Source organism: Blastococcus sp. CT_GayMR19, from assembly GCF_004570385.1.
GTDB lineage: Bacteria > Actinomycetota > Actinomycetes > Mycobacteriales > Geodermatophilaceae > Blastococcus_B.
The window spans coordinates 25,979-51,119 of sequence record NZ_SPQL01000014.1 but is presented as its reverse complement, the minus strand read 5'-3'; the positions used below and the strand labels follow the sequence as shown (position 1 = coordinate 51,119).

The 25,141-nt window shown below is 73.2% G+C and carries 27 protein-coding genes; 21 read left to right on the top strand and 6 right to left on the bottom strand.

The window, feature by feature from the left end; translation table 11 throughout:
* Positions 1-40: 40 nt before the first annotated feature.
* The 6 genes from paaA to E4P39_RS17660 are packed head-to-tail and all read left to right on the top strand — an operon-like array spanning position 41 to position 4,387.
* Complete coding sequence (gene paaA / locus E4P39_RS17685; protein ID WP_135137898.1) at positions 41-1,006, top strand: 1,2-phenylacetyl-CoA epoxidase subunit PaaA; 966 nt, start codon at positions 41-43, stop codon at positions 1,004-1,006.
* Complete coding sequence (gene paaB / locus E4P39_RS17680) at positions 1,003-1,365, top strand: 1,2-phenylacetyl-CoA epoxidase subunit PaaB (RefSeq protein ID WP_135137897.1); 363 nt, start codon at positions 1,003-1,005, stop codon at positions 1,363-1,365. The genes paaA and paaB overlap by 4 nt, the downstream gene beginning before the upstream one ends.
* A 41-nt stretch (positions 1,366-1,406) precedes the next feature.
* A complete protein-coding gene (gene paaC, locus E4P39_RS17675; RefSeq protein WP_135137896.1) occupies positions 1,407-2,318 on the top strand; it encodes a 1,2-phenylacetyl-CoA epoxidase subunit PaaC in 912 nt (303 codons plus the stop codon).
* 5 nt (positions 2,319-2,323) lie between these two features.
* Positions 2,324-2,857 carry a 1,2-phenylacetyl-CoA epoxidase subunit PaaD gene (paaD, locus tag E4P39_RS17670; RefSeq protein ID WP_135137895.1) on the top strand — a complete coding sequence of 178 codons (534 nt, stop codon included), beginning with the start codon at positions 2,324-2,326 and terminating at the stop codon, positions 2,855-2,857.
* Positions 2,857-3,951: a 1,2-phenylacetyl-CoA epoxidase subunit PaaE gene (gene paaE, locus E4P39_RS17665; protein ID WP_135137894.1), complete on the top strand. Its 1,095-nt coding sequence runs from the start codon at positions 2,857-2,859 to the stop codon at positions 3,949-3,951. The genes paaD and paaE overlap by 1 nt, the downstream gene beginning before the upstream one ends.
* 25 nt (positions 3,952-3,976) lie before the next feature.
* Positions 3,977-4,387 carry a hotdog domain-containing protein gene (locus E4P39_RS17660; RefSeq protein WP_135137893.1) on the top strand — a complete coding sequence of 137 codons (411 nt, stop codon included), beginning with the start codon at positions 3,977-3,979 and terminating at the stop codon, positions 4,385-4,387.
* A gap of 132 nt (positions 4,388-4,519) precedes the next feature.
* On the opposite strand, the gene hppD is transcribed toward E4P39_RS17660, so the two are convergent.
* Positions 4,520-5,725, bottom strand: a complete 1,206-nt coding sequence (gene hppD / locus E4P39_RS17655; RefSeq protein ID WP_135137892.1) for a 4-hydroxyphenylpyruvate dioxygenase — start codon at positions 5,723-5,725, stop codon at positions 4,520-4,522.
* A 199-nt stretch (positions 5,726-5,924) separates the two neighbouring features.
* Between hppD and E4P39_RS17650 the strand changes: the two genes are divergently transcribed.
* The 5 genes from E4P39_RS17650 to E4P39_RS17630 all read left to right on the top strand — a co-directional run bounded on the left by E4P39_RS17650 (position 5,925) and on the right by E4P39_RS17630 (position 11,753).
* The gene (locus E4P39_RS17650; protein ID WP_135137891.1) at positions 5,925-6,440 is read left to right on the top strand and encodes an Lrp/AsnC family transcriptional regulator; all 516 of its coding nucleotides are present in this window, start codon (positions 5,925-5,927) and stop codon (positions 6,438-6,440) included.
* A gap of 93 nt (positions 6,441-6,533) precedes the next feature.
* Complete coding sequence (locus tag E4P39_RS17645; protein ID WP_135137890.1) at positions 6,534-8,363, top strand: hypothetical protein; 1,830 nt, start codon at positions 6,534-6,536, stop codon at positions 8,361-8,363.
* The gene (locus tag E4P39_RS17640; protein ID WP_209306592.1) at positions 8,360-9,469 is read left to right on the top strand and encodes a patatin-like phospholipase family protein; all 1,110 of its coding nucleotides are present in this window, start codon (positions 8,360-8,362) and stop codon (positions 9,467-9,469) included. Before E4P39_RS17645 ends, E4P39_RS17640 begins: the two co-directional genes overlap by 4 nt.
* Positions 9,470-9,512: 43 nt before the next feature.
* Entirely contained in the window at positions 9,513-11,198 is a 1,686-nt protein-coding gene (locus tag E4P39_RS17635) for a ribonuclease J (RefSeq protein WP_135137889.1), read from the top strand.
* Positions 11,199-11,252: 54 nt separating this feature from the next.
* Positions 11,253-11,753, top strand: coding sequence for a heme-degrading domain-containing protein (locus E4P39_RS17630; RefSeq protein ID WP_135137888.1), 501 nt, complete (start codon positions 11,253-11,255; stop codon positions 11,751-11,753).
* A 4-nt stretch (positions 11,754-11,757) separates the two neighbouring features.
* On the opposite strand, the gene E4P39_RS17625 is transcribed toward E4P39_RS17630, so the two are convergent.
* Complete coding sequence (locus tag E4P39_RS17625) at positions 11,758-12,339, bottom strand: methyltransferase domain-containing protein (RefSeq protein WP_135137887.1); 582 nt, start codon at positions 12,337-12,339, stop codon at positions 11,758-11,760.
* Between the two features lie 105 nt (positions 12,340-12,444).
* Positions 12,445-13,320 (bottom strand): formate/nitrite transporter family protein, encoded by an 876-nt coding sequence (locus E4P39_RS17620; RefSeq protein WP_135137886.1) that lies wholly within the window; start codon positions 13,318-13,320, stop codon positions 12,445-12,447.
* 175 nt (positions 13,321-13,495) lie between these two features.
* On the opposite strand from E4P39_RS17620, the gene E4P39_RS17615 reads away from it, so the two are divergent.
* From E4P39_RS17615 to E4P39_RS17585, 7 genes are all read left to right on the top strand, one after another.
* Positions 13,496-14,416: a hypothetical protein gene (locus tag E4P39_RS17615; protein ID WP_135137885.1), complete on the top strand. Its 921-nt coding sequence runs from the start codon at positions 13,496-13,498 to the stop codon at positions 14,414-14,416.
* Positions 14,417-14,667: 251 nt separating this feature from the next.
* Complete coding sequence (locus E4P39_RS17610) at positions 14,668-15,243, top strand: cysteine dioxygenase family protein (RefSeq protein ID WP_167761928.1); 576 nt, start codon at positions 14,668-14,670, stop codon at positions 15,241-15,243.
* Complete coding sequence (locus E4P39_RS17605) at positions 15,240-15,677, top strand: rhodanese-like domain-containing protein (RefSeq protein ID WP_209306591.1); 438 nt, start codon at positions 15,240-15,242, stop codon at positions 15,675-15,677. Before E4P39_RS17610 ends, E4P39_RS17605 begins: the two co-directional genes overlap by 4 nt.
* A gap of 100 nt (positions 15,678-15,777) precedes the next feature.
* A complete protein-coding gene (locus tag E4P39_RS17600) occupies positions 15,778-16,245 on the top strand; it encodes a hypothetical protein (RefSeq protein ID WP_135137883.1) in 468 nt (155 codons plus the stop codon).
* On the top strand, positions 16,242-16,658 hold the full coding sequence (locus tag E4P39_RS17595) for a VanZ family protein (protein ID WP_135137882.1): 417 nt from the start codon (positions 16,242-16,244) through the stop codon (positions 16,656-16,658). Before E4P39_RS17600 ends, E4P39_RS17595 begins: the two co-directional genes overlap by 4 nt.
* Positions 16,659-16,715: 57 nt before the next feature.
* Complete coding sequence (pdxY, locus tag E4P39_RS17590; RefSeq protein ID WP_135137881.1) at positions 16,716-17,567, top strand: pyridoxal kinase PdxY; 852 nt, start codon at positions 16,716-16,718, stop codon at positions 17,565-17,567.
* A gap of 75 nt (positions 17,568-17,642) precedes the next feature.
* Complete coding sequence (locus tag E4P39_RS17585; RefSeq protein WP_135137880.1) at positions 17,643-19,259, top strand: peptide chain release factor 3; 1,617 nt, start codon at positions 17,643-17,645, stop codon at positions 19,257-19,259.
* A gap of 234 nt (positions 19,260-19,493) precedes the next feature.
* On the opposite strand, the gene E4P39_RS17580 is transcribed toward E4P39_RS17585, so the two are convergent.
* Entirely contained in the window at positions 19,494-20,378 is an 885-nt protein-coding gene (locus E4P39_RS17580; protein ID WP_135137879.1) for a hypothetical protein, read from the bottom strand.
* A 20-nt stretch (positions 20,379-20,398) separates the two neighbouring features.
* Complete coding sequence (locus E4P39_RS17575) at positions 20,399-21,823, bottom strand: NADP-dependent succinic semialdehyde dehydrogenase (protein WP_135137878.1); 1,425 nt, start codon at positions 21,821-21,823, stop codon at positions 20,399-20,401.
* 222 nt (positions 21,824-22,045) lie between these two features.
* On the opposite strand from E4P39_RS17575, the gene E4P39_RS17570 reads away from it, so the two are divergent.
* Positions 22,046-23,005, top strand: coding sequence for a sensor histidine kinase (locus E4P39_RS17570; protein ID WP_245159923.1), 960 nt, complete (start codon positions 22,046-22,048; stop codon positions 23,003-23,005).
* Between the two features lie 51 nt (positions 23,006-23,056).
* Here E4P39_RS17570 and E4P39_RS17565 read toward each other — a convergent pair whose 3' ends face one another.
* Positions 23,057-23,467, bottom strand: coding sequence for a zf-TFIIB domain-containing protein (locus E4P39_RS17565; RefSeq protein ID WP_135137876.1), 411 nt, complete (start codon positions 23,465-23,467; stop codon positions 23,057-23,059).
* A gap of 130 nt (positions 23,468-23,597) precedes the next feature.
* Between E4P39_RS17565 and E4P39_RS17560 the strand changes: the two genes are divergently transcribed.
* Positions 23,598-24,404, top strand: coding sequence for a CoA transferase subunit A (locus tag E4P39_RS17560; protein ID WP_135137875.1), 807 nt, complete (start codon positions 23,598-23,600; stop codon positions 24,402-24,404).
* Positions 24,404-25,072 (top strand): CoA transferase subunit B, encoded by a 669-nt coding sequence (locus E4P39_RS17555; protein WP_135137874.1) that lies wholly within the window; start codon positions 24,404-24,406, stop codon positions 25,070-25,072. The genes E4P39_RS17560 and E4P39_RS17555 overlap by 1 nt, the downstream gene beginning before the upstream one ends.
* Positions 25,073-25,141 lie beyond the last annotated feature (69 nt).

The window sequence follows — 25,141 nt, the reverse complement described above, 5'->3', positions numbered from 1 at the left end:
AGTTATTGACCGCCATGTGCCGCCGACCCGAGGGAACGACATGTCCTCGTCCACGCTCGACCGTCCGACCCCTCCCGACGAGGCGGCCCTGCAGGCCCTGTTCGACGCGACCATCGCCGCCGGACACCGGATCGAGCCGCGCGACTGGATGCCCGAGGGGTACCGGAAGACGCTGGTCCGGCAGATCGCCCAGCACGCGCACTCCGAGATCATCGGCATGCAGCCGGAGGGCGACTGGCTGCTCGCCGCCCCCAGCCTGCGCCGCAAGGCGATCCTGCTCGCCAAGGTCCAGGACGAGGCCGGCCACGGCATGTACCTGTACTCCGCGGCGGAGACCCTCGGTGCCGACCGGGCCGACCTCACCGACAAGCTGATCGAGGGCAAGCAGAAGTACAGCTCGATCTTCAACTACCCGACGCTCACCTACGCCGACGTCGGCGTCATCGGCTGGCTGGTGGACGGCGCCGCGATCTGCAACCAGGTGCCGCTGTGCCGCAGCTCCTACGGCCCGTACGCCCGGGCGATGATCCGGGTCTGCAAGGAGGAGTCCTTCCACCAGAGGCAGGGCTACGAGCTGCTGCTCACGATGATGAGCGGCACCCCCGAGCAGCGGGCGATGGTGCAGGACGCCGTCGACCGGTGGTGGTGGCCGTCGCTGATGATGTTCGGTCCGCCGGACGACGACAGCCCCAACAGCGCCCAGTCGATGGCGTGGGGCATCAAGCGGCACAGCAACGACGAGCTGCGCCAGCGCTACGTCGACATGTCGGTGCCGCAGGCCGAGGCCCTCGGCGTCACGTTCCCCGACCCGGAGCTCTCCTACGACGCCGAGACGGGCCACTACCGGTTCGGCGCCATCGACTGGGAGGAGTTCAAGCAGGTGATCAGCGGCCACGGCCCGGCCAACGCCGAGCGGATCGCCCGCCGCCGCGCCGCCCGCGATGACAACGCCTGGGTGCTCGAGGCGGCGACCGCCTACGCAGCGAAGCAGGAGGCGGCGGCATGAGCATGACTTCCGAGGGTGGGCACGGCGCCGTCCCCACCGGGCCGGAGGTGCCGGTCGAGCCGAAGGCGGCGACCGCGCGCCGGGACTGGCCGCTCTACGAGTGCTTCGTCCGCGGCAAGCGCGGCCTGAACCACGTGCACGTCGGGTCGCTGCACGCGCCGGACGACGAGATGGCCGTCCACGCCGCCCGCGATCTCTTCACCCGTCGCAACGAGGGCGTGAGCATCTGGGTGGTGAAGGCCGCCGACATCACCGCGTCCAGCCCCGACGAGAAGGACCCGATGTTCGCCCCCAGCGGCGACAAGGTCTACCGGCACCCCACGTTCTACGAGATCCCGGAGAACGTGCCGCACATGTGAGCGGCACCCCGAGACCACACCCCACCAGTGGAAGGCACGGCATGGCGCACGAGGAAACCGTCTACGAGGCGCTCGACCACGCCCACGGCGGCGAGGGCCACTGGGCCTTCGGCACCGGCTTCGACGAGCCGCTGGCCGGCGTGGACACCACCGTTCCCGACGGCGTCGACCCGGCGGAGCTCGGCGAGTACTGCCTCATGCTCGGCGACGACGCGCTCGTCCTCGCGCAGCGGCTGACCGAGTGGATCACCGCCTCACCGGAGCTGGAGGAGGAGGTGGCGGTCGCCAACGTCGCGCTCGACCTGCTCGGCCAGGCGCGGCTGCTGCTGGCCCGCGCCGGCTCGGTCGGCGTGCTGGGGCGGTCCCGGGAGCTGGCCACCGGGTCGATCCCCGACGAGGACGCCCTGGCCTACTTCCGCGACGCCGACGAGTTCCGCAACACCGCCCTGGTGGCGGCGCCCAACGGCGACTTCGCGCAGACGATCGTCCGCCTGCTGGTCGCCGCCACCGTCCGGCTGGCCGTCTTCGCGCGGCTGCGCGAGTCCCGCGACCCGGTGCTCGCCGCGATCGCCGCCAAGGGCGTGCACGAGCTGGCCTACCACCGCGACCACGCCGCCCGGTGGCTGCTCCGCCTCGGCGACGGCACCGCGGAGTCCCACCGGCGTGCACAGGACGGGGTCGACGCCGTGTGGCCGCTGCTGGCCGACGTCTTCTCCGCCACGGACCTCGAGCGGCGGCTGACCGCGGCCGGCGTCGCCGTCGACCCGTCGTCCACCCGCGAGGAGGTGCGGTCGGTGCTGACCGAGGTGCTCGAGCGGGCCACCCTGCGGTTGCCGGAGTGGCCGGCCGAGGCTCCCCCGCGCGGCCGCCTCGGCGAGCACGGCCCGGAGGTCGCCGAGCTGCTCGGCGCGCTGCAGGGCCTGGCCCGTCAGCACCCGGCGGCCACCTGGTGACCGCCATGACGCAGACCGCTCAGGGCCACGAGCACGCGGGTGGCCCCTCGGAGGCCTGGGAGGTGGCCGCCCGGGTCACCGACCCCGAGCTGCCGATGGTGACCCTCGCCGACCTCGGCGTGCTGCGGGCGGTGCGAATCGACGCCGACGGCACCGTGGTCGTCGAGATCACGCCGACCTACACCGGGTGCCCGGCCATGGGCGTCATGCGGGCGGACCTCGTGCACGCCCTGCACCGGGCCGGCTTCGGCGACGTCGAGGTCCGCACCGTGCTCTCGCCCGCCTGGAGCACCGACTGGATCAGCGACGAAGGCCGCCGCACGCTGGCAGCCGGCGGCATCGCGCCGCCCGGCAAGGCGCCGGTCCGCACCGACGGCCCGATCCCCCTGCAGCTCGGCCCCACCCGCCGGACGGCGTCCTGCCCGCTCTGCGGCTCGGCCGACACCGAGGAGCTCTCGGAGTTCGGCGCCACCGCCTGCAAGGCCCTGCGCCGCTGCCTCAGCTGCCGCGAGCCCTTCGAGCACGTCAAGGAGATCTGATGACGACGACGACCGACGCCCCCGTGAGCGCCCGCCGCCGCCCGCAGTTCCATCCCCTGACCGTCGCGAAGGTCGAGAAGCTGACCGACGACGCCGTCGCGGTCACCTTCGACATCCCCGCCGAGCTGGCCGAGGACTACCGGTTCAAGCCGGGCCAGGCGCTCACCCTCCGCCGGGTCGACGGCGACCGCGACGAGCGCCGGTCGTACTCGATCTGCGCGCCGATGGGCGCGCAGCCGCGGGTCGGCGTCCGAGAGGTGCCCGGCGGCTTCTTCTCCTCCTACCTGGTGCACCAGGTGCAGCCGGGCGACACGATCGAGGTGCTGCCGCCGTCGGGCACGTTCACCGCCGACCTGTCCGTGCCCGGTGACCACGTCTTCGTCGTCGCCGGGTCGGGCATCACGCCGGTGCTGTCGCTGGCCGGCTCGGTGCTGCGGGACGGGATCTCGACCGTCACGGTCTTCTACGGCAACCGGCGCACCAACACGGTGATGTTCGCCGACGAGCTGGCCGACCTGAAGGACCGCTACGGCACCCGGCTGCAGCTGGTGCACGTGCTCTCCCGGGAGCCGCGCGACGCCGAGCTGACCAGCGGCCGGCTCGACGAGGCCCGGCTGCGCGCGCTCGTCGAGAACCTGGTGGACGCCCCGAACGTCGACCACTGGTGGCTGTGCGGTCCGCACGGGATGGTCGACGACGCCCGCGCGCTGCTCGCCGAGCTCGGCGTCCCGCAGGAGAAGGTGCACCAGGAGCTCTTCTACGTCGACGAGATCCCCCCGGAGCCGGTGCGCGGGGACGAGGAGACGGTCACCGGGCCGAGCAGCCAGGTGACGGTCATCCTTGACGGGCGCACGACGACCCTGGCCCTCCCCCGCGACGAGTCCGTCCTCGACTCGGCCCAGAAGGTGCGCGGCGACCTGCCCTTCGCCTGCAAGGGCGGGGTGTGCGGCACCTGCCGGGCACGGGTCACCGACGGCGAGGTGGTCATGCGGCGCAACTACGCGCTGGAGGCCAAGGAGGTCGAGGCGGGCTACGTGCTGACCTGCCAGACGCTGCCGGTCACCGACGCGGTCACCGTCGACTTCGACGCCTGATGACGGCGCAGGGCAGGGCCTGACCGTGCGGCCCGTCCCGCTGGGCGAGTCGGCGGTGCTCGACGTCGTCGTGACGCCGGAGCTCACGGTGCACTTCGAGGAGCTCGGCCCGGTGCACCCGGTGTACGCGACCTACAACATGGCCAAGCACTTCGAGGAGGCCGGCCGCAAGCTCCTGCTCCGCCATCTCGGGCCGGACGAGGAGGGCCTGGGCCGGTCGGTGGCGGTGGAGCACCTGGCGCCGAGCTGGGTCGGTGACCGGCTGCGGATCGCAGCCCGCTGCGTCGCGGTGGACGGGAACCGCCTCACCTGCGAGTGCACGGCGACCGACGGCGACGGCCGCGAGGTCGGGCGGGGTTCCACGGTGCAGGTCGTCCTGGCCCGCGACGTCCTCGGCCGCGCCCTCGACCCCACCGCGCGCCGCCGGAAGGGCTGAGCCCCGAGAGCGGCACCGAGCGCCCGCGTCCGGCGCCGGGAGCGCGCGCCACCGGGAGCGCCGCCGAGCGGCCGCTTCCGGTACCGGAAGCGGCGCGGGAACGGCGCGCATCCGGTACCGGCAGCGTGTCCGTCAGAAGTTGCCGCGCTTCTCCTGCTCGCGCTCGATCGCTTCGAAGAGCGCCTTGAAGTTGCCGATGCCGAACCCGAGCGAGCCGTGCCGCTCGATCAGCTCGAAGAAGACGGTCGGCCGGTCGCCCAGCGGCTTGGTGAAGATCTGCAGCAGGTAGCCGTCCTCGTCGCGGTCGACCAGGATGCCGCGCTTCTGCAGCTCCTCGATCGGCGCCCGCACCTCGCCGATCCGCGCCCGCAGCTCCGGGTCCTCGTAGTAGGAGGCCGGCGTGGTGAGGAACTCGATGCCCTCGGCGCGCAGCGCGTCGACGGTGGTGAGGATGTCGTTGGTGGCCAGCGCGACGTGCTGGGCACCGGGGCCGCCGTAGAACTCGAGGTACTCGTCGATCTGCGACTTCTTCTTGCCGGCGGCCGGCTCGTTGAGCGGGAACTTCACCCGGTGGTTGCCGTTGGCGACGACCTTGCTCATCAGCGCCGAGTAGTCGGTGGCGATGTCCTCGCCGACGAACTCGGCCATGTTCGTGAAGCCCATGACCCGGTTGTAGAACTCGACCCACTGGTCCATGGCGCCGAGCTCGACGTTGCCGACGACGTGGTCGATCGCCTGGAAGAGGCGCTTCGGGGCGCCGTCGCGCTTGACGTAGGACGACGTCCGTGCGACGTACCCGGGCAGGTAGGGGCCGGTGTAGCGGGACCGGTCGACCAGCGTGTGCCGGGTCTCCCCGTAGGTGGCGATGGCGCCGATCCGGACGGTGCCGTACTCGTCGGTGATGTCGTGCGGCTGCTCCAGCACGGTCGCCCCCTGGGCGGCGGCGTGGGCGATGCACCGGTCGACGTCGGGCACCGAGAGAGCGATGTCGACGATGCCGTCGCCGTGGGCGCGGTGATGGTCGGCGAGCGGACTGGCCGGGTCGTAGGCGCCCGTGATGACGAAGCGTGCGGCACCCGACGTGAGGACGAACGCGTGGTGGTCCCGGTTGCCGGTCTCCGGACCCGAGTAGGCGACGAGCTCCATGCCGAACGCCGACTGGAAGAAGTGGGCCGTCTGCGTCGCGTTGCCCACGATCCAGACCAGGGAGTCCCAGCCGGACACCGGGAACGGGTCGGCGGTGGCGTCGTACTCCACGAGCCCGACGAGCTCCTTGAGCTGGTCGAGGTTCAGGTCGGCGAGGCGCTCCTCGTCGTTCAAGGTCTGCTCGAAGCTCATGCTCGTTCCCTCTTCCTACGGGGTGACGTCCGGCGCTTTTGGCACCACTGCACACCGCGGCCGGGCGACTGCGCAAGCAGCACCTGAGCTGCTCGCCTGTCTGCTCGATCGAGCTAGCTCGCTGGTGCGTTTGCTGTGCGGAGCGCATAGTTGCGCGACCCGGCTGTGCGCAGCAGCCGTCGGTGAGGGGAGGCAGATGATGACGAGCCGGCCGCGACTGGACGCCCTCGACGTGGCCCTCCTGACCGCCCTGCGCGAGCACCCGCGCGCCGGCGCGCTCGAGCTGTCGCGGATCACCGGCGTCGCACGGGCCACGGTGTCCGCCCGCCTGCAGCGTCTGGAGGACGGCGGCGTGGTCACCGGCTACGGGCCGGACATCGACGTGGCCGCGGCCGGCTTCGGCGTCCAGGCCTTCGTGACCCTGGAGATCGCGCAGGGCGCCATCGACGCCGTGCAGCGGGACCTGGAGACCATCCCCGGCCTGCTCGAGGCCCACGCGACCACCGGCAGCGGCGACGTGCTGTGCCGTGTCGCGGCCAGCTCGCACGAGGCGCTGCAGCAGGTCCTCGTCGAGCTCAACCGGTCCTCGGCGGTCGTCCGGTCCACCAGTGTCGTCGCCCTGTCGCAGCTCGTCCCGTGGCGCACCCTGCCGCTGCTGGAGTCGGAGGCCGCACCCGGCGCCGGGCGCTCGGCCATGGGCGCGCGCGGCGACTGATCCCTCCGGGACCACCGGCACCGAACGTCATTGACGGGGCCGGGCCGACCGGTCCACGGTGACCCCACCGCGGCGCTGAGGGTGGGGGACGCCATGGCTGTGGACTCGGACGATCCGGATGCCGGCCGGCCGGCGGGGTTCCGCCCGTGGGAGCCGCCGTCCGTACCGCCGGAACTGCTGGCCGATCCCACGCGGCTGAGCTACGTCGTCGTGGACGAGATCGTCGGCGACACGGTGACGCTCGCCGTCTCGCCGTGGCCGGCGTCGGATCCCCGCGGGCGGGTCCGCTTCGACCTCGGGGCCGGGGTCCGGCATCTGCTGGTGCACCGCCGGGAGCTGCACGAACGGCTCTACGAGGGGTGGCTGCGGCGCGGCCCCCGGGTGGGCGACGCGTTCGCCACCGTGCTCGGCGAGCCGGTCTCGGCCCGCCTGGCCGGGACCGGCGAGGTCGTCCTGGACGACGACCTGCGGCTGGTGGACGCCGTTCCGGGCCCGGTCGCCGACGTCTGCGCCGAGGCCCGCACCGTCGCGAAGATGGCCTACTTCGCGGCGATGGGCGGCGTCCAGGAGCACTCCCAGGCCGAGCGGCTCGGCCAGGTCCCGGATGACAAGGGAGTCCCGGCGCCGCAGGTCGGCACCGTCCGGCGGGAGCCCTGGAAGGGGCCCGTCCTGCCGGCGGCCGGCGGCGCTCCCCCGGCGGGCCGGCACCGCTGGTCCGTGCCGAAGGACCGCTGGCCCGCCCGTGCCGGCACCGATCTGCTCACCGCCATCGAGCAGGAACCCACCGCGCTCGTGTACTTCCTGCTCAACATCGGCGACGGCGACTCCCAGCTCCTCCTGCTCCCGAAGAGACACCCCGGCGAGGACCGTCGCCGGGCGCTCGTGGTCGACGCCGGCTCGACGAGGAAGCTGCGCCGCCTCATGGCGGGGCTGGGGAGCCGCGGCGTCCTCCCGCCGCCGGAGGGCCCCGGCCAGGTCTGCGCCCTGGTGGTCGCCACGCATCCGCACGACGACCACATCGAGGGCCTGGCGGAGATCATCCGGACCTACGGCGGCGCCGGGATCGGCGACTTCTGGGAGCCCGGCTACTACGCGACGACCCGCTCGTTCGCCGAGCTCATGGCCGCCGTCGAGGACGCCCGGATCCCGCACTGCGAGCCCACCGCCGGGATGGTCCGGTACGTGGGCGGCATCAAGATCACCGTCCTGGCGCCCAGCGTGCGACTCCGCACGGCGTACGACACCTACGGCGTGGACTGCAACGACGCGTCGATCGTGCTCAAGATCGACTTCCCGGCCGTCCGGATCTCCACCGCCATGGTGGACGGGCACAGGAAGCGCCGGGACCTCAAACTCGGCGACCCGTGGTCGATCATCCTCGGCGCCGACGCGCAGACCCGGTCCTGGTCGCACGTCACGTCGGACTTCATGCCCCTGCACCGGGGTCACGACGCCGAGGTGTACCGCGCCAACCGCCGGGCACACGGGCGCGACGACCTGGCCGCGCACATCCTCAAGGTCTCCCATCACGCGTCCAAGCACGGCATCAACATCGAGCTGATCGAGCGGGTGCACCCGACGGTCAGCCTGATCTCCTCGGTGGGCGGGGGCGGCCGGTACGGCTTTCCGCACGGGCTGGCGACGCAGGCGATCGCCGAGGCGCTGGCGCCGTCGACCCGCTCCGGGACGAGGCAGCCGGAGGACGCCGACCTCGGCATCCACTACACCGGCGGGCTCACCGACGACGGGCGTCCGCTCGGGTCGATCGCGCTCCTGGTGCCGGCGAAGGTGCGGAGCAAGCTGCGGATGTGGCGCTTCGGTGACGGTCCACGCGACGACGTCGACCTCGCGGCCGCCCGCCCCCTGGAACCGATCTACAGCCGCCCCCGGTCGAAGCGGGCGCCCGCGGGGGCCGGCACGTGACCACGCCGATGCCGGACCTGCTGGTCCGGGACGAGCCGGCGGAACGCCCACGCGACCGGGCGGGCGTCGCGCTGTGCCTGTCCGGCGGGGGCTACCGCGCCATGGTGTTCCACGCCGGTGTGCTGGCGCAGCTCAACGAGCTCTGCTACCTGCCACGGCTCGGCTTCGTGTCGTCGGTGTCCGGCGGGTCCCTCGCCGCGGGCGTGCTCGCGCTGGCCTGGCGGCGGCTGCGCTTCGATCCCACCGGCCGGGCGGAGAACTTCGACGAACTGGTCCTCCGGCCGCTCCGGGAGATGGCCGGTCGCGACGTCGACCGGACCTGTGTGATCACCGGTCTGCTGACCCCCCGGCAGACGATCGCCGACGCCGTGGTGGACGCCTACCGCGCGCACCTGTTCGGCGACGCCACCCTGCAGGACCTGCCCGACACCCCGCGCTTCGTCTTCTGCGCCACCAACCTGCAGACGACGTCGCTGGTGCGCTTCTCCAAGCGCCACGTCGCCGACTACCGGCTGGGGGTGGCCCGCAACGTCGCCGTTCCGCTGGCGGTCGCGGTCGGCGCGTCGTCGGCGTTCCCGCCCTTCCTGTCGCCCGCGAGACTGCGCGTCCCCGCCGAGGCCTGGGACCGGGAGGTGCCGCAGGCACTGGCCGAGGGCGTCCGCGACCCGCTGGTGCTCACCGACGGCGGGGTGTACGACAACCTCGGGCTCGAGCCGGTGATCAAGCGCAGTGCGCAGATCCTGGTGAGCAACGGTGGCGGCTACGTCGGCCACCCCGCGCGCATCCCGGGGGACTGGCTCCGCCACCTGCAGCGGGTCACCGGCGTCATCGACCACCAGGTGCGCAGCCTGCGCCAGCGCATGCTCGTCGAGGGCTACCGGCGCGGCGACTACACCGGCGCCTACTGGAGCATCCGGTCGGCGGTCGCGCACTACGAACTGCCCGATCCGCTGCCCTTCCCGGAGGCCCGGGCCCGGGAGCTCGCCGGGATCCCGACCCGGCTGGCCCGCATGGACGCCGCCGACCTCGACGACCTCGTCCGGTGGGGCAGCGTCATCTGCGACACGGCGATGCGGCGGTGGGTCCTGTCCGGGGCCGGTGCCTGACCTTCGGGACGGCCCGTCGGAGCCCCGCCGTAACGTTCGGGGTATGAGTCACGCCCACCCCGAACTGCGCACCCCTCCCCCGCTGGCCCCGGGCGGTCTGCGCGTGATCGCCCTGGGAGGGCTGGGCGAGATCGGTCGCAACATGACCGTGTTCGAGCACGCCGGCAAGCTGCTCGTCGTCGACTGCGGCGTGCTGTTCCCCGAGGAGCACCAGCCGGGGATCGACGTCATCCTCCCGGACTTCACCTCGATCCGGGACCGGCTCGACGACGTCGTCGCCATCGTGCTGACCCACGGCCACGAGGACCACATCGGCGGCGTGCCCTACCTGCTGCGCGAGCGCCGGGACATCCCGCTGGTGGGCTCGAAGCTCACGCTGGCCTTTCTCGACGCGAAGCTCAAGGAACACAAGATCAAGCCGGTGACCCGCGAGGTCAGCGAGGGTGACGAGCTCTCGTTCGGGCCGTTCGACTGCGAGTTCCTGGCGGTCAACCACTCCATCCCCGACGCGCTGGCCGTCGCCATCCGCACGGCCGCGGGCCTCGTGCTGCACACCGGCGACTTCAAGATGGACCAGTTCCCCCTTGACAACCGCATCACCGACCTGCGCGGCTTCGCCCGCCTCGGCGAGGAGGGCGTGGACCTCTTCCTCACCGACTCGACCAACGCGGAGGTGCCCGGGTTCACGCTGTCCGAGGGCGACCTGGTCCCGGCCATCGAGACGGCGTTCCGCAAGGCGCCCCGGCGGGTCATCGTCTCGAGCTTCGCCAGCCACGTGCACCGCATCCAACAGGTGCTCGACGCCGCGCACGCCCACGGCCGCAAGGTCGCCTTCGTCGGCCGCTCGATGGTTCGCAACATGGGCATCGCCCGCGACCTGGGCTACCTCAACGTGCCCAAGGGCCTCGTCGTGGACATGAAGGTGCTGGAGAAGCTGCCCGCCAACCAGGTGTGCCTGATCTGCACCGGCTCCCAGGGCGAGCCGATGGCGGCGCTGTCCCGCATGGCCAACCGCGACCACGTCATCCGCATCACCGAGGGCGACACCGTCCTGCTGGCCAGCTCGCTCATCCCCGGCAACGAGAACGCCATCTACCGGGTCATCAACGAGCTCACCCGCTGGGGCGCCAACGTCGTGCACAAGGGCAACGCCAAGGTGCACGTGTCGGGGCACGCCAGCGCCGGCGAGCTCGTCTACTGCTACAACATCGTCCGCCCGCGCAACGTGATGCCGGTGCACGGCGAGTGGCGTCACCTGCGGGCGAACGGCGACCTTGCGATCCGTACCGGCGTCCATCCGAAGGGTGTCGTGATCGCCGAGGACGGCGTCGCCGTCGACCTGGTCGACGGGCGGGTGTCGATCACCGGGAAGGTGCCGGCCGGCAACGTCTACGTCGACGGCATGACCGTCGGCGGCGCCACCGAGGCCTCGCTCAAGGACCGGCGGACGCTGGCCGAGGAGGGCGTGATCACCGTGGTGGCGATCGTCGACGCCGACACGGGCCGGCTGGTCGAGCCCCCGGACTTCCTCGCCCGCGGCTTCGTGCACGACGACGCCACCTTCAAGGACGTCGTCCCACTGATCGAGCAGGCCCTGGCGAGGGCAGCCGAGGAGGGCGTGGGCAGCGCCATCCAGCTGGAGCAGCTCATCTCCCGCGCCGTCGGGAACTGGGCGCACCGGGCCCACCGGCGCAGCCCGATGATCATCCCGGTGGTCGTCGACGCCTGACGAGGCCGTCCCCCGCGCCGCCTGGTGCCAGGTGGCGCGGGTAGGAAGGTGGTCATGGCCGACGACATCGACGTCCCGCTGACCCAGCTCGCCGCCGAGGAGGAGGAGCTGCAGTTCGCCTCCTTCACCAACGACGACGCCTGGGGCCTGGGGTGCGCCCTGGTGGCCGCGGCCCGCCGCGACCGGGCCCCCGTGGCCATCGACATCTCCCGCAACGGCCATCAGCTGTTCCATGCGGCGCTGCCGGGGGCCGCACCGGACAACGACTCGTGGATCGAACGCAAGGCCCGGGTGGTGCACCGGTTCGGGCACAGCTCGCTCTACATGCGTCAGCTGTGCGCCGCCGAGGGCACGACCCTGGCGGAGAAGTTCGAGCTCGACCCGCAGCGGTACGCCGCGCACGGCGGCGCGGTGCCCGTCGTCGTCCGCTCGGTCGGGCCCGTCGGCGTCGTCGTCGTCTCCGGACTGCCGCAGCTCGACGACCACCGCATGGTGGTCGCCGCCCTGCGCGCCCTGCTCGGCGCCCAGCGCGAGGGGGCCGCCGGCGGGAGCTGACGAGCTACCGGTCTTCGGCCGGGGCCTCGAGCGCGCAGGCGAACAGGAAGGCCGGGGGCACGTTCCAGATCGAGATCCGCCGCTGGACCGAGCCGAACAGGCGCCTCAGCTCCGGCTGGATCAGCGGGGAGTACTGGATCACCAGGGCGACGCCGCGCGGTGCCAGGACCCGCGGGAGCTCCTCGAGGATGCGGCGGCGCAGCCCCGGCTCGAGCGAGGTGAACGGCAGCGCGCACACGAGGACGTCGACCTTCTGCCCGCCGAGGTGGTCGTGCAGGTTCTCGGCCGAGTCGCACACCACCTGCAGGCGCGGGTCGTCGAAGCGCTCCTGGAGCAGCTTCGCCAGGTTGCGATCGATCTCGAGCGCGACCAGCCGGGCGTCGGGCTTCATCCGGGCCAGGACCTCGGCGGTCTGGCTGCCCGTTCCTGCGCCGAGCTCGACGACGAGGCCGGCACCCGGGACGTCCCCGAGATCCAGCATGTCCCGCACCGCGAACCGCGAGGTCGGCAGGACCGCGCCGACCTGCCTCGGGTTGGCGACGAAGGCGCGCAGGAAGCGCAGCCGATCTGCGACGTGCTGGTTCATGCGAGCCTTCCGGGCCGGACCGAGGGGGCCGGCGGATCGACCCCGGTCCGGAACGATGTCACGGCCCGGTTTCCGCTGCGAACGGAGGGGCGTCGACCGGCCCGCTCAGGCGCGCTCGGCCGGCTCGCCCTTCGCCGCGGCCGGCTTTTCCGGGGAGGCCTTGTCCGGGGAGGCCTTGTCCGGCGCGTCCTTGAGGAACAGGTACCAGTAGGACGTCGCGACGAAGACCACGGCGCCGACGAGGTTGCCCGAGCCGGCCAGGAGCCAGTTCACGACGGCATCGCCCCAGCTGACGTCCGGGACGCCGGCGAAGATGGCGGCGGGGACGAAGAACATGTTGGCGACGACGTGGTCGAAGCCCATCGCCACGAAGGCCATGACCGGGAAGAAGACCGCCAGGATCTTCCCGGAGACCGAGGTCGCGCCCAGCGACATCCACACCGCGAGGCAGACCAGCCAGTTGCAGCCGACACCCCGCAGGAAGGTCTCCCACGCGCTGTGGTGGATCTTCCCGTCGGCGATCGAGGCCAGCCGCTCATAGGTGAGCAGGGCACTGCCCTCGGACCCCGCGCCGCCGATCACGTCGGTCTGGACGGCGAGGAAGAAGGCGACGAACAACGCGCCGATCAGGTTCCCGAGCAGCACCAGGGTGAGGTTCTTGACGACGTCGCCCAGGTCGATCTTGCCGCGCATCGCGCTGAGCGGGACCAGCATCATGTTGCCGGTCGCGAGGTCGGAGCCGGCGATGAGGACGAGCACCAGGCCGAGGGTGAACGCCGTCCCCATCAGCAGCGTGGGCATCGTGCCCCAGATATCCGGGTCGAGCCCCGAGGACACCGTGATCGCGACGAGGGCCCCGAAGGAGATGTAGGCGCCGGCCAGGAAGGCGCTGACCAGCACGCGGTCCCAGCTCCGATGGGTCTTCTTCGCCCCCGTCTCGGCGGCGATCTGGGCCATCTCCTGCGGTTCGCGTGCGGTCATCAACGCCTCCAGGGACAGCGCCGCGGCACCGGCGGCGAGGCGGCCCGTCCGGGCCAGGCAGGTCCGGCCGCATCATCGCACCGGCGGGCGAACCCCTCATCTCGGTGCCGCGGGCGGCCCGGCGGCGGTGTGCACACTGGGCGCCGTCCCCCTCGACCGAGACCGGAGCCGCCGCGTGTCCAGCACCGTCCAGACGTCCGCCCCCCGCCCGCCGGCCGCGGACCGGTTCTGGGCCGACGCCGAGGTGGTCCTCGCCCCGGACGATCCGCGCCCGGGCGCCTGGGCCGGCGGGCCGTCGGCACAACTGGTCGACGGGACCTGGTGGCTGGCCTACCGGCTGCGCCGCCCGGTCGGCGAGGGGCGGGGGTTCGCCAACGTGGTCGCGCGGTCCGCCGACGGGGTCCGGTTCCACCCGGTGCTGGAGCTTGCCAAGGACATGTTCGGCGCCGAGTCCCTGGAGCGGCCCGCCCTGGTGCACACCCCCGACGGACGCTGGCGGCTCTACGTCAGCTGCGCCACGCCGGGCACCAAGCACTGGCGGGTCGACCTCGTGGAGGCCGGCAGCGTGGCCGGTCTCGCGGCGGCGACCCCGCGCACCGTGCTCCCGGGCGGTGCGACCACCGCGGTGAAGGACCCGGTGATCCGGCACGACGGCGATCAGTGGCACCTGTGGGCCTCGGTGCACCCGCTGGACGACCCGGACGCCACCGACCGGATGACGACCGAGCACGCCACCAGCCCCGACGGGATCGACTGGACGTGGCGCGGCACCGCGCTCGCGGGGACCGCGGGCAGCTGGGATGCCCGGGGGGTCCGCTTCGCCACCGTCGTCCTGGACGGCTCCCGCACCTGGGCGCTCTACGACGGCCGGGCGACCGCGGCGGAGAACTGGGAGGAGCGCACCGGCCTCGCCGTGGCGGAGGAGTGCCGGTTCACCGCGGTCGGCGACGCACCGCTGCTGCAGAGCCCCCACCCGCCGTCCGGCCTGCGCTACTGCGACGTCGTCGCGCTGCCCGGTGGCGGCACGCGCTGGTTCTACGAGGGAACCCGCGAGGACGGCGCGCACGAGCTGCGCACCGTCCTGCTGCCCGGCTGACCGACGGGCTGCCGTTTCCCCGACGACAGGAAAAGTGCACTAACCCGATCGACTTGACAGACATATCGGTTCATTGATCCCATGGCCGTGTGGCCGACGCAGACGAGCTCTTCGGTCGGCCCGCAGTGGATCTCCTGCGGGTCGCCAGCGCGCTCTGTCCGGAGTCCTGACACTCCCTTCCCGCCAGCGCTTCCGCGCGTCCGTCCCGGCACCGACCGGTCGATGCCGCGCGCTCCCCGTCAGGAATCCCCGTGTCCTCCAGCACGCTGCTCTCCCGCCTGCCCCGCCGTCCCGACGGCGGACGACCCCCCACCGACGACCCGACCGACAGGCGCACCGGTGCGGCCGGCCTCGCTGCTGCCCTCGCCGCCGTCTCGGACCGCTGGCTGCCCCTCGTGGACTACCGCTCGACCAGCCGCTGGACCCACCTGCTGCCCACGGGTGACGCCGCGTCGCTGCTCGATCCCGACCTGCACGACGACCTCGCCGGGGCCCAGGTGTGGCTCCTGTCCTGGCTCCCCTCCCAGGGGACGCCGCTGCACGACCACGCCGCATCCGCCGGCGCCTTCGCCGTCGTCCGCGGCACGCTCACGGAGCGCGTGGTCGCCGCGGGCAGCGGCGGCATCCGGGAGTCGGCGAACGGACTCACCGGAGGTCGGGTCCGGCACTTCGGCCCGCACTACGTCCACCAGGTGACCAACCTGGGCGCCGACCCGGCGGTCAGCGTGCACGTCTACACGCCCGGCCTCCGGGCGATGAACACCTACCGGATCGAGGCGGGCGCCCTCGTGCGCACCGGCACCGAGCGGGCCGGGGTGGACTGGTGAGCGCGCCGGCCCTCGAGTCCTCCCGGGCGGTCCGGCCACGGGGGGCACGCTCGATCGACGACCTGCTGTCGGCCGCCCGGGCCCGCATCGTGCGGGTCGGGCCGCACGAGGCGGCCGCCCGGATCGCGGCCGGGGCCGTGCTGGTCGACATCCGGCCGGCGGCACAACGAGCCGCCGAGGGCGAGGTGCCCGGCGCCCTCGCGGTCGAGCGGAACGTCCTGGAGTGGCGCTTCGACCCGGCGAGTGACGCGCGCCTGGCCGTGGCGACCGGCTTCGACGTGGACGTGATCGTGCTCTGCTCCGAGGGCTACACGTCCAGCCTGGCGGCCGACGCGCTGCGATCGCTCGGCCTGCACCGGGCCACGGACGTCGTCGGCGGGTTCTCCGCGTGGGCGGCCGCCGGACTCCCCACTCTCGGAGGCCCGGGCACGTGAGGTGCGTCCACGGCCGCGCCTGACCGGCGAGCCGCGGGCACACAGGAAAGGCACAGCCGGCTCCCGGCCGCCCACAGGGTTCGGGGTCGACGGTGGGCGGATGGACGACGACCTCCGGAACCGCCTCTTCGACCCGCGGGCCGCCGACGGGCTCGTGCTCTCCCGGCGCCCGCCGTCCCGCTCCGCCGTCGCCGACGTCGTCTCCGATGTCGTGTGGCACGAGGTCGTCGTCCTCCTGCGGTGGGCGGCCGCGGGCACGCGGAGGACGCCGGACCTGGACGCGGGACGCTGGTGGCGGCTCGCTGCCGGCTGCGCGGACCTGCTGCGCCGGCTGCCCGGGCTGAGCGACGAGCTCGAGGAGCCGTGGCGGGCGCTGGATCCCCTCGAGATCCCGGCGGGCACGGGCGAGCACTGGGTCGAGCAGGTCTGCCGGCGGCTGGAGCTCCTGCTCCGGGCCCGCACTCCTCCGCCGCTCGCCGTCCTCGCGGCCGAGGTCGATGCCCTGGGGGCAGCAGCGGTCGGCGCGCTGGCCGATGCCTCGCCCTGGCCCGCGGCGGGCGCCCGGTGACCCCGCCGCCACGCCGGTTCGACGCGGCGCTGGTCGCCGCGGCGGTGCTCGTCGCCGTGCTCACGCTGCTGCCGCAGGGCGGGGGCAGTGCCTGGGGTGCCCCGCTCGACGAGCTGCGGTGGTACGCCACCGGTCTCTCGTCGGAGGCGACGCTGCTGCAGCTGACCGGGAATCTGGCCCTGCTGGGCCCGCTCGCGGTCCTCGCCGTGCTCCGGTGGCCCGCGCTGGCCGCGCCGCGACGGCTCGCCGGTGCGGCGGTCGCGGTGGCGGTGGGCATCGAGGCGCTCCAGTGGGCCCTGCCGTTGGGTCGCGTGGTCTCGCCGGTCGACGCCGTCCTGAACACCGCGGGCGCGCTGCTGGCCGGCGGCATGGCGGCGCTGCTCTCGCGGTCGGGCCGGGTTCCCGCGTCCTGACGCCGGAGCCGGGGGCTGTTCGGCCCCACCGGGGCAGGGTGTGCCACCGTGTCCTCCGTGGTCAGCGTCCTGTCGATCCAGTCCCACGTCGCCTACGGACACGTCGGCAACTCCTCGGCGGTGTTCCCCCTCCAGCGCCTCGGCATCGAGGTCTGGCCGGTGCACACCGTGCAGTTCTCCAACCACACGGGCTACGGCGAGTGGACCGGGCGGGTCTTCGACGGCCCGGCCATCGAGGAGGTCGTCCAGGGCATCGCCGCGCGCGGCGTGCTCGGCAGCTGCGACGCCGTGCTGTCGGGCTATCTGGGGTCGGCCGACATCGGCCACGCCGTCGTCGCCACCGTGGAACAGGTGCGCGCGGCGAACGCCGACGCGGTCTACTGCTGCGACCCGGTGATCGGCGACGTGGGCCGCGGGGTCTTCGTGCGGCCGGGCATCGAGGCGTTTCTGCGCGAGGTGGCGGTTCCGGCCGCCGACGTCGTCACGCCGAACCACTTCGAGCTCGACCTGCTGTCCGGGACGACGACCGGGTCCCTGCCGGCGGTGCAGGACGCGGTGGCGGCCGTCCACGACCTCGGCCCCCGGGTGGTCCTCACGACGTCCCTGGTCACCGACGACACCCCGGACGACGCCGTGGACCTGCTGGCCTCCGAGGGCGGGCGGCACTTCCGCGTCCGCACCCCACGGCTCGGGGTGTCGGTGAACGGCGCCGGCGACGCGATCGCGGCGCTGTTCCTGGCCCACTGGCTCGACACCCGCTCGGCCGGCGAGGCGCTCGGCCGCGCGGCGGCGTCGGTGTTCGGGCTGCTCCAGCGGACCGAGGACGCCGGCTCGCGGGAGATCCTCCTCGTCGCGGCCCAGGAGGAGTTCGTCGCGCCCACCCGCACCTTCGAGGTCGTCGAGGTCTGAGCCGGCCCGCGACTACTGTCGGGACGTGCTCCCCTTCTCTCCCGCCCGGTTCCGTGCTGCCCGGACGGCGCGACGGTGAGCGCCCTCGACGAGCAGACGATCCCCGGCGACGCCCCCCAGGACGTGCTCCGGCAGGCGGCGCGGCGCCGGACGTTCGCCGTCATCAGCCACCCCGACGCGGGCAAGTCCACGCTCACCGAGGCACTGGCCCTGCACGCCCGCGTGATCGGCCAGGCCGGCGCGGTGCACGGCAAGGCCGGCCGCCGGGGCACGGTGTCGGACTGGATGGACATGGAGAAGGCGCGCGGCATCTCCATCACGTCGGCGGCGCTGCAGTTCGAGTACGGGGACGCGGTCATCAACCTGCTCGACACCCCCGGCCACGCCGACTTCTCCGAGGACACCTACCGGGTGCTCACCGCCGTCGACGCGGCCGTGATGCTCGTCGACGCCGCCAAGGGCCTCGAGGCCCAGACGATGAAGCTGTTCGCGGTGTGCCGGCACCGCGGCATCCCGGTGCTCACCGTGGTGAACAAGTGGGACCGCCCGGGCAAGGACGCCCTCGAGCTGCTGGACGAGATCGCCGAGCGGACCGGCCTGACGCCCACGCCGCTGACCTGGCCCGTGGGGATCGCGGGCGACTTCCGGGGCGTGCTCGACCGCTCCGACGGCACCTACCGCCGGTTCACCCGCACCGCCGGCGGGGCCACGATCGCCCCCGAGGAGACGCTCTCGGCGGATGCCGCGCTGGCCCGCGAGGGCGACGCGTGGCAGCAGGCCGTCGAGGAGGTCGAGCTGCTGGAGGCGACCGGAGCCGACCACGAGCAGTCCCTGTTCCTGGACGGCGTCACGACGCCGGTGCTGTTCGCCTCCGCCGTGTCCAACTTCGGGGTGGGCGCGCTGCTGGACACCCTGGTCGGGCTCGCTCCTCCCCCGTCGGACCAGCGGGACGCCGACGGCGGCACGCGGGCGATCACCGACCCGTTCAGCGCCTTCGTGTTCAAGGTGCAGGCGGGCATGGACACCGCGCACCGCGACCGCCTGGCCTTCATCCGGATCTGCTCGGGCGTCTTCGAGCGCGGCATGGTGGTCACGCACGCCCGCACCGGCCGCCCCTTCGCGACGAAGTACGCCCAGCACGTCTTCGGCCGTGAGCGGGAGAGCATCGACGTCGCCTATCCCGGCGACGTCGTCGGCCTGGTGAACGCCGCGGCCCTCGGCGTGGGCGACACCCTGTACGCCGACCGGGCGGTCACCTATCCGCCGCTCACCACCTTCGCTCCCGAGCACTTCGCGGTCTGCCGCGGCCGGGACACCGGCAAGCACAAGCAGTTCCGCCGCGGGATCGAGCAGCTCGACTCCGAGGGCGTCGTCCAGGTGCTGCGCTCGGACCGCCGGGGGGACCAGGCGCCGGTGCTCGCCGTCGTCGGACCGATGCAGTTCGAAGTGGCCACCCACCGCATGGAGCACGAGTTCGGCGCCCCGGTGGAGCTCGACCGGCTCCCCTACACCCTCGCCCTGCGCACCGACGAGGCCTCGGCCCCCGTGGTCTCGACGGCGCGCAACGCCGAGGTGCTGCAGCGCACCAACGGCGAGTACGTCGCCGTGTTCGGCGACAAGTGGGGTCTGCGGGTGTTCAAGGAGAAGCACCCGGACCTGCTCCTGGAGACCCTCGTCGCGGCCCAGCTCTGAGGCGGCGGGGGCGGAACAGTCCCCTACCGCGGGCTGGGGACGGTCTCCCGCTTCCTGGTGGCGGTCATCAGCAGGTACTCCAGTCCAGGACCGTCGCGCCGTCCCCGCAGTCGGAGCGCCGGGCCAGCTCCAGCAGGTCGGCGTCGAGCGCGGCGGCCCGCTCCGCCGGAGAGCTGGTACCAGCGCGGTCAGGTTGTCGCCGGTCGCAGCCGGCCGACAGGGCCGAAGGGACTGTCACCCGATGCCGGCCGCCCGGACGATCGCGACGACCTCGTCGGCGGTTGCCGGCTGGACCGGCAGGTGCGGCAGCACGGCGACGACCTCGTCGGGCTCCAGCCCGTGCGCGAGCAGCTCCCCCACCAGCAGCTCAGCGGCCTCGGGGGCGACGGGCAGCGGTACGCCGGCGGCGGTGACGGCGGCACGGGCGAGGAACAGCGACCCGGCGAGGTCGTCCCCCGGCGGGCCCGCTCCCGTGGTCGGGACCGTTCCCGCGGTCGGGACCGTTCCCGCGGTCGGGTCCGGGCCGGCCGGTGGGCCCGCGGCCCGGAGGACCGCCTCGGCGGCCCGTACCAGCGACAGCGGCACCCCCTCGGCCTCGACGTCGAGGAGCGGGACGTCGGCCAGCGCGCCCAGGACCAGGACCTCCGCCTCCATGCGCAGGGGCACCTCCCACTCCCCTGCCTGCAGGACGGCAGGTAGATCGGCCGGGTCCTCGCCCACGTCGTCGGCCAGCTCCGCCCACGCTCCCGGCCGGGTGGCCCGGGCACGCTCGGCGGCCAGCAGGCAGGTCTCGTGCGCGAAGGGGTGCAGCACCTCCTCGTCGAACCGGTCGGCGTAGAGCCGCCCCTCCCCGTCGAGGGCGTTCAGGGCGTCCCGGAAGCTGCCCGCGCGGGCGTCGCCCAGGTCGAGCCGGCCGTCCTCCTCACTGCCGAGGAGCTGGTCGGTGGCCGCCCGGACGCCGAGCGTCAGGCCGGAGGGCACGACCCCGGCGGAGCCGTGCCGGTAGTGCGGCCGGTCGGACATGCCCACGGCCCAGGCGCAGGCCTCGGCGATCAGGGCGGCGGCGCGTTCCCGCAGCACCTCCCGGCCGAGCAGCCCCATCCAGTCGACGTCGAACACGGCCCCGCCTCAGCCGCGGCTCACTCCGCGTGGGAACCGGCCGAGTGGGCGGCCCGCTGCTCGCTGCCGGGGGCACCGATCCACACCGTCTTCGCGTTCATGAACTCGTACATGCCGACGTCGGTCAGCTCGCGGCCGTAGCCGCTCTGCTTCACCCCGCCGAACGGCAGCTCGGGGAAGCTCGCCACCATGCCGTTGACGAAGGCCATGCCGGAGGCGACGTCCCGGATGAACCGCTCGCGCTCTGCCTCGTCCTCGCTCCACAGGTTGGCGCCGAGCCCGTAGGGGTGGCTGTTCGCGATCTCGATCGCCTCGTCGATCCCCGACACCGTGTACAGAGCGGCGACCGGACCGAACACCTCGCCGGTGTGCATCTCCATCTCCGGCGTGATCCCGGTGACCAGCGTCGGCGGGTAGTACCAGCCGGGGCCATCGGGACGCTGCCCGCCGACCACCACGGTGGCGCCCTTGTCGACGGCGTCCTGCACGTACCGCTCGACGTCCTCCCGGCCCGCCTCGGTCGCCAGCGGGCCGATCTGGGTGTCCTCGGCCATCGGGTCGCCCACGGTGAGCGCGGCGAGCTTCTCGGCGAAGATCCGGGTGAACTCCTCGGCGACATCCGCATGCACGAGGAAGCGCTTGGCCGAGATGCAGCTCTGCCCGTTGTTCTGGCAGCGCGAGGTGACGGCGACGTCCGCGGCCGTCTCCAGATGGGCCGACGGCATGACGATGAACGGGTCGCTGCCGCCCAGCTCCAGGACAGTCGGCTTCAGCACGTCTCCGGCGATCGAGGCCACGGACTGGCCGGCCGGCGCGCTCCCGGTGAGCGTCGCCGCGGCCACCCGGTCGTCGCGGAGCACCCGCTCGACCTCCTTCGAGCCGATCAGCAGCGTCTGGAAGACGTCGGCCGGGAAGCCCGCCCGGACGAAGACCTCCTCCAGGTACAGCGCGGTCTGCGGAACGTTGCTCGCGTGCTTGAGCAGGCCGACGTTGCCGGCCATGAGCGCCGGGGCGGCGAAGCGCATGGCCTGCCACAGGGGGAAGTTCCACGGCATGACCGCCAGGATCACGCCGATGGGCTGGTGCACGACGTAGGCCTCCCGCGCCCCGACGGCGCCGGCGTCGGCGGGCTGCGGTCGCAGCATCGCCGGGCCGTGTTCCGCGTAGTACCGCAGCGCCTTGGCGCACTTGGCCGCCTCGGCCTTCGCCGAGGCCAGCGTCTTGCCCATCTCGAGGGTCATCAGCTCGCCGACCCTGTCGAGGTCGCCGTCCAGGACGTCGGCGGCGGCCCGGAGCCAGCCGGCCCGCTGCTCCGGCGTCGTCAGCCGGTAGCCGGCCCAGGCAGCAGCGGAGCGGGCGATGCGCTCCTCCAGCGCCGCCTCGGAGAGGGGCTCGAAGGTCGTGAGGGTCTCGCCGGTGGCGGGGTTGATCGTGGCGATGGCCATGAGGAGTCTCCTGTCGTCCGCTGCATCGACTGCCCTGCCCGCCCGGCGCTCCGGGAAACCGCAGGACAGCGACGAGTGTGGCCGGTCGTGCCGGGGGCCGGTGCCCCGCCCTGCCCCGGCCCGGCGCACCGACCCCGGCCGCTGCCCTACCGTGGGGGCGAACCCTCGGACACGGGGGCACGGCGACGACGACTCGGGGGCTGGGCGGTGACGGAGCGCGGGGTGCGGGAGGCGAGCACTCCCGGGCGCGGCGGCTACCGGCACGACGCGCTGCTCTTCGACACCGACGACCGGCTCACCGATGCCGCCGTGCCGTTCCTGCTGGAGGGACTGGACGCCGGCGAGGCGGCGGTCGTCGCCACCTCCCCCCGCACGGCGGACGTCCTCCGCGACGCCCTCGACGGTCATCCGCTGGTGCACGTGGTGGCCCGCGGCGACGTCTACCGGGCCCGCACGCCCACCGCCATCACCACCTTCCGCCGGCTCGCCGAGGAGCGGTCGGCCGGGGGCACGACGCGGGTCCGTGTGGTCGGCGAGGTCGACTTCGGCCGCACCGAGCGGGACTGGCTGGAGTGGCAGCGCTACGAGGCGGTCATCAACCACGCCCTCGCGTCCTGGCCGCTGTGGGGCCTGTGCGTCTTCGACACCCAGCGGCTGCCCGATCCCGTCCTCGAGTCGGCGATGCGGACGCACTCCGGGGTAGTGACCACCGACGGGTGGGCACCCAACGCGCAGTTCAGGGCCCCCGCCGAGTACGTCAGGACCCTCCCCGTGCCGCCCGAGCCGCTGGAGCACACCCCGCCTCGGCTCGCCGCGCTCGACGTCACCGACTTCATCGCCCTCCGGCACGCCGTCGCCGCCGAGCTCGCCACCGTGGACGCCCCGCGGGACCCGGTCGAGGACTACCTGCTGGCGGTCGACGAGATGAGCTCCAACGCCGCGCGGCACGGCAGGCCGCCCATCAGCCTGCGGCTGTGGATCTCGACCGACCGGCTCGTCTGCACCATCGCCGACCGCGGCCCCGGCTGGGACGACCCCTTCGCCGGCTACGGCCCGGCGCACGGGGAGGATCTGTCCCGCGGCGGCATGGGCCTCTGGCTGGCGCGCCAGCTCTGCGACCACGTCGACATCACGACCGACGGCGACGGCACCCGCGTCCGGCTCACCCTCCGCCTCCGCTGAGCCGCTGAGCCGCTGAGCCGCTGAGCCGGGGCGCCGGCGCCGGACGCGAGATCAGCCGAACAGGTCGCCCAGGAAGGACTCCTTCTTGCGTGGGCGGGAACTCGAGTGCTGCTGGCCGTAGCCGCCGCGCTGGTCGTAGCCGCCGTGCTTCTGGCCGCCCACCTGCTTGAGCACCTCCCCGACGACGGCGCCGAGCCCGCCGGACGTGGACTGCGACCCGTGCTCCGAGCGGTACTCGGAGCCGTGCTCCGACGCGGAGCGGGATTCGTGCCTGCGGTCGTCGTCGTCGTGCTTCCCGGCTTGGCGCGTACCGCCGTGCCAGGCGTTCTCCGCATCGATCAGCCGGTCCAGCTCCCCGCGGTCGAGGAAGATCCCGCGGCACTCCGCGCACTGGTCGACGTGGACGCCGTTGCGCTCGTAGGTACGCATGGTCCCGTGGCACTTCGGACAGGTCAGCTCCATGCCCGCGCAAACGACGCCGGACGGCGGGTGGTTCCCCGCGCCTTCCGTCCAGGAGCCCCCGCACATGGCTGCGGGTGGAGGTGGCAGTGATACTGGGCACCCCGCAACCGACCTCAGGGAGCACCCGAGCATGGACAAGGTCGTCGCCTCCGCGCGCGAGGCCGTCGCCGACATCCCGGACGGCGCCACGCTCGCCGTGGGCGGGTTCGGGCTGTGCGGCGTCCCCATCGCACTGATCCGCGCCCTGCTCGAGCAGGGCGCGAGCGGGCTCACCACCATCTCGAACAACTGCGGCGTCGACGACCAGGCGCTGGGCGTCCTGCTCTACGCCGGCCGGATCAGCAAGACCATCAGCTCGTTCGTCGGCGGCAACAAGGAACTCGCGCGGCTGTACCTCTCCGGCCAGATGGAGGTGGAGCTCACCCCGCAGGGCACCCTGGCCGAGAAGCTGCGCGCCGGCGGCGCCGGCATCCCCGCCTTCTACACCCCCACGGGCGTGGGCACCATGGTCGCCGAGGGCGGCATCCCGGTGCGGTACGACGCCGACGGCAACGTGGTGAAGACCAGCGAGCCCAAGGAGGTCCGGGTCTTCGACGGCCACCAGTACGTGCTGGAGACCTCCCTCACCGCCGACTTCGCGCTCGTGCGGGCGGCGGTCGGCGACCGGCACGGCAACCTGGTCTTCCACGAGTCGGCGCAGAACTTCAACCCGCTCGCCGGCATGGCCGGGCGGATCACCATCGCCGAGGTGGAGGAGCTCGTCGAGCCGGGCGAGATCCAGCCCGAGCACGTCCACCTGCCCGGGGTGTTCGTCGACCGCGTGGTCGCCGTCGGCACCGAGGGCAAGGGGATCGAGTACCGCACCACCCGGCCCCGCAGCGAGAAGGACGCCGCGCCCGCAGCGGCCGGCGACGAGGCAACGGAGGCTTCCGCCTGATGGCACTCACCCGTGACCAGCTCGCCGCCCGGGTCGCGCTCGAGCTCGAGGACGGCCAGTACGTCAACCTCGGCATCGGCATGCCGACGCTGGTGCCGAACTACGTGCCCGACGACGTCCACGTCGTCCTGCACAGCGAGAACGGCGTCCTCGGCGTGGGCCCCTACCCCTTCGAGGGCGAGGAGGATCCCGACCTGATCAACGCGGGCAAGGAGACCGTGACGATCCTGCCGGGGGCGAGCTTCTTCGACTCGGCGCAGTCGTTCGGGATGATCCGCGGCAAGCACCTCGACGTCGCCATCCTCGGCGCCATGCAGGTCAACCCCCGCGGCGACCTCGCCAACTGGCTGATCCCCGGGAAGATGGTCAACGGCATGGGCGGCGCGATGGACCTCGTCCACGGCGCCCGCCGCGTGATCATCATGATGGAGCACGTCGCGCGCGACGGGTCCCCGAAGATCGTCGAGGAGTGCAGCCTGCCGCTCACCGGCAAGGGCTGCGTCGACCGGATCATCACCGACCTCGCCGTCATCGACGTCACCGCCGACGGGCTCGTGCTGCTGGAGACGGCGCCGGGCGTGACGGTCGACGAGGTCGTCGCCGCGACGGGCGCCCCCCTCACGGTCGCCGACGACGTCCGCACCACTCCCCTGCCCGCCGAGGTCTGACCCCGGGACTTTCCGCGCGGAGAGTCCGGCGCCCGCCCGAGCCCTCCGCGCGGAAAGTGCCGCGAACTC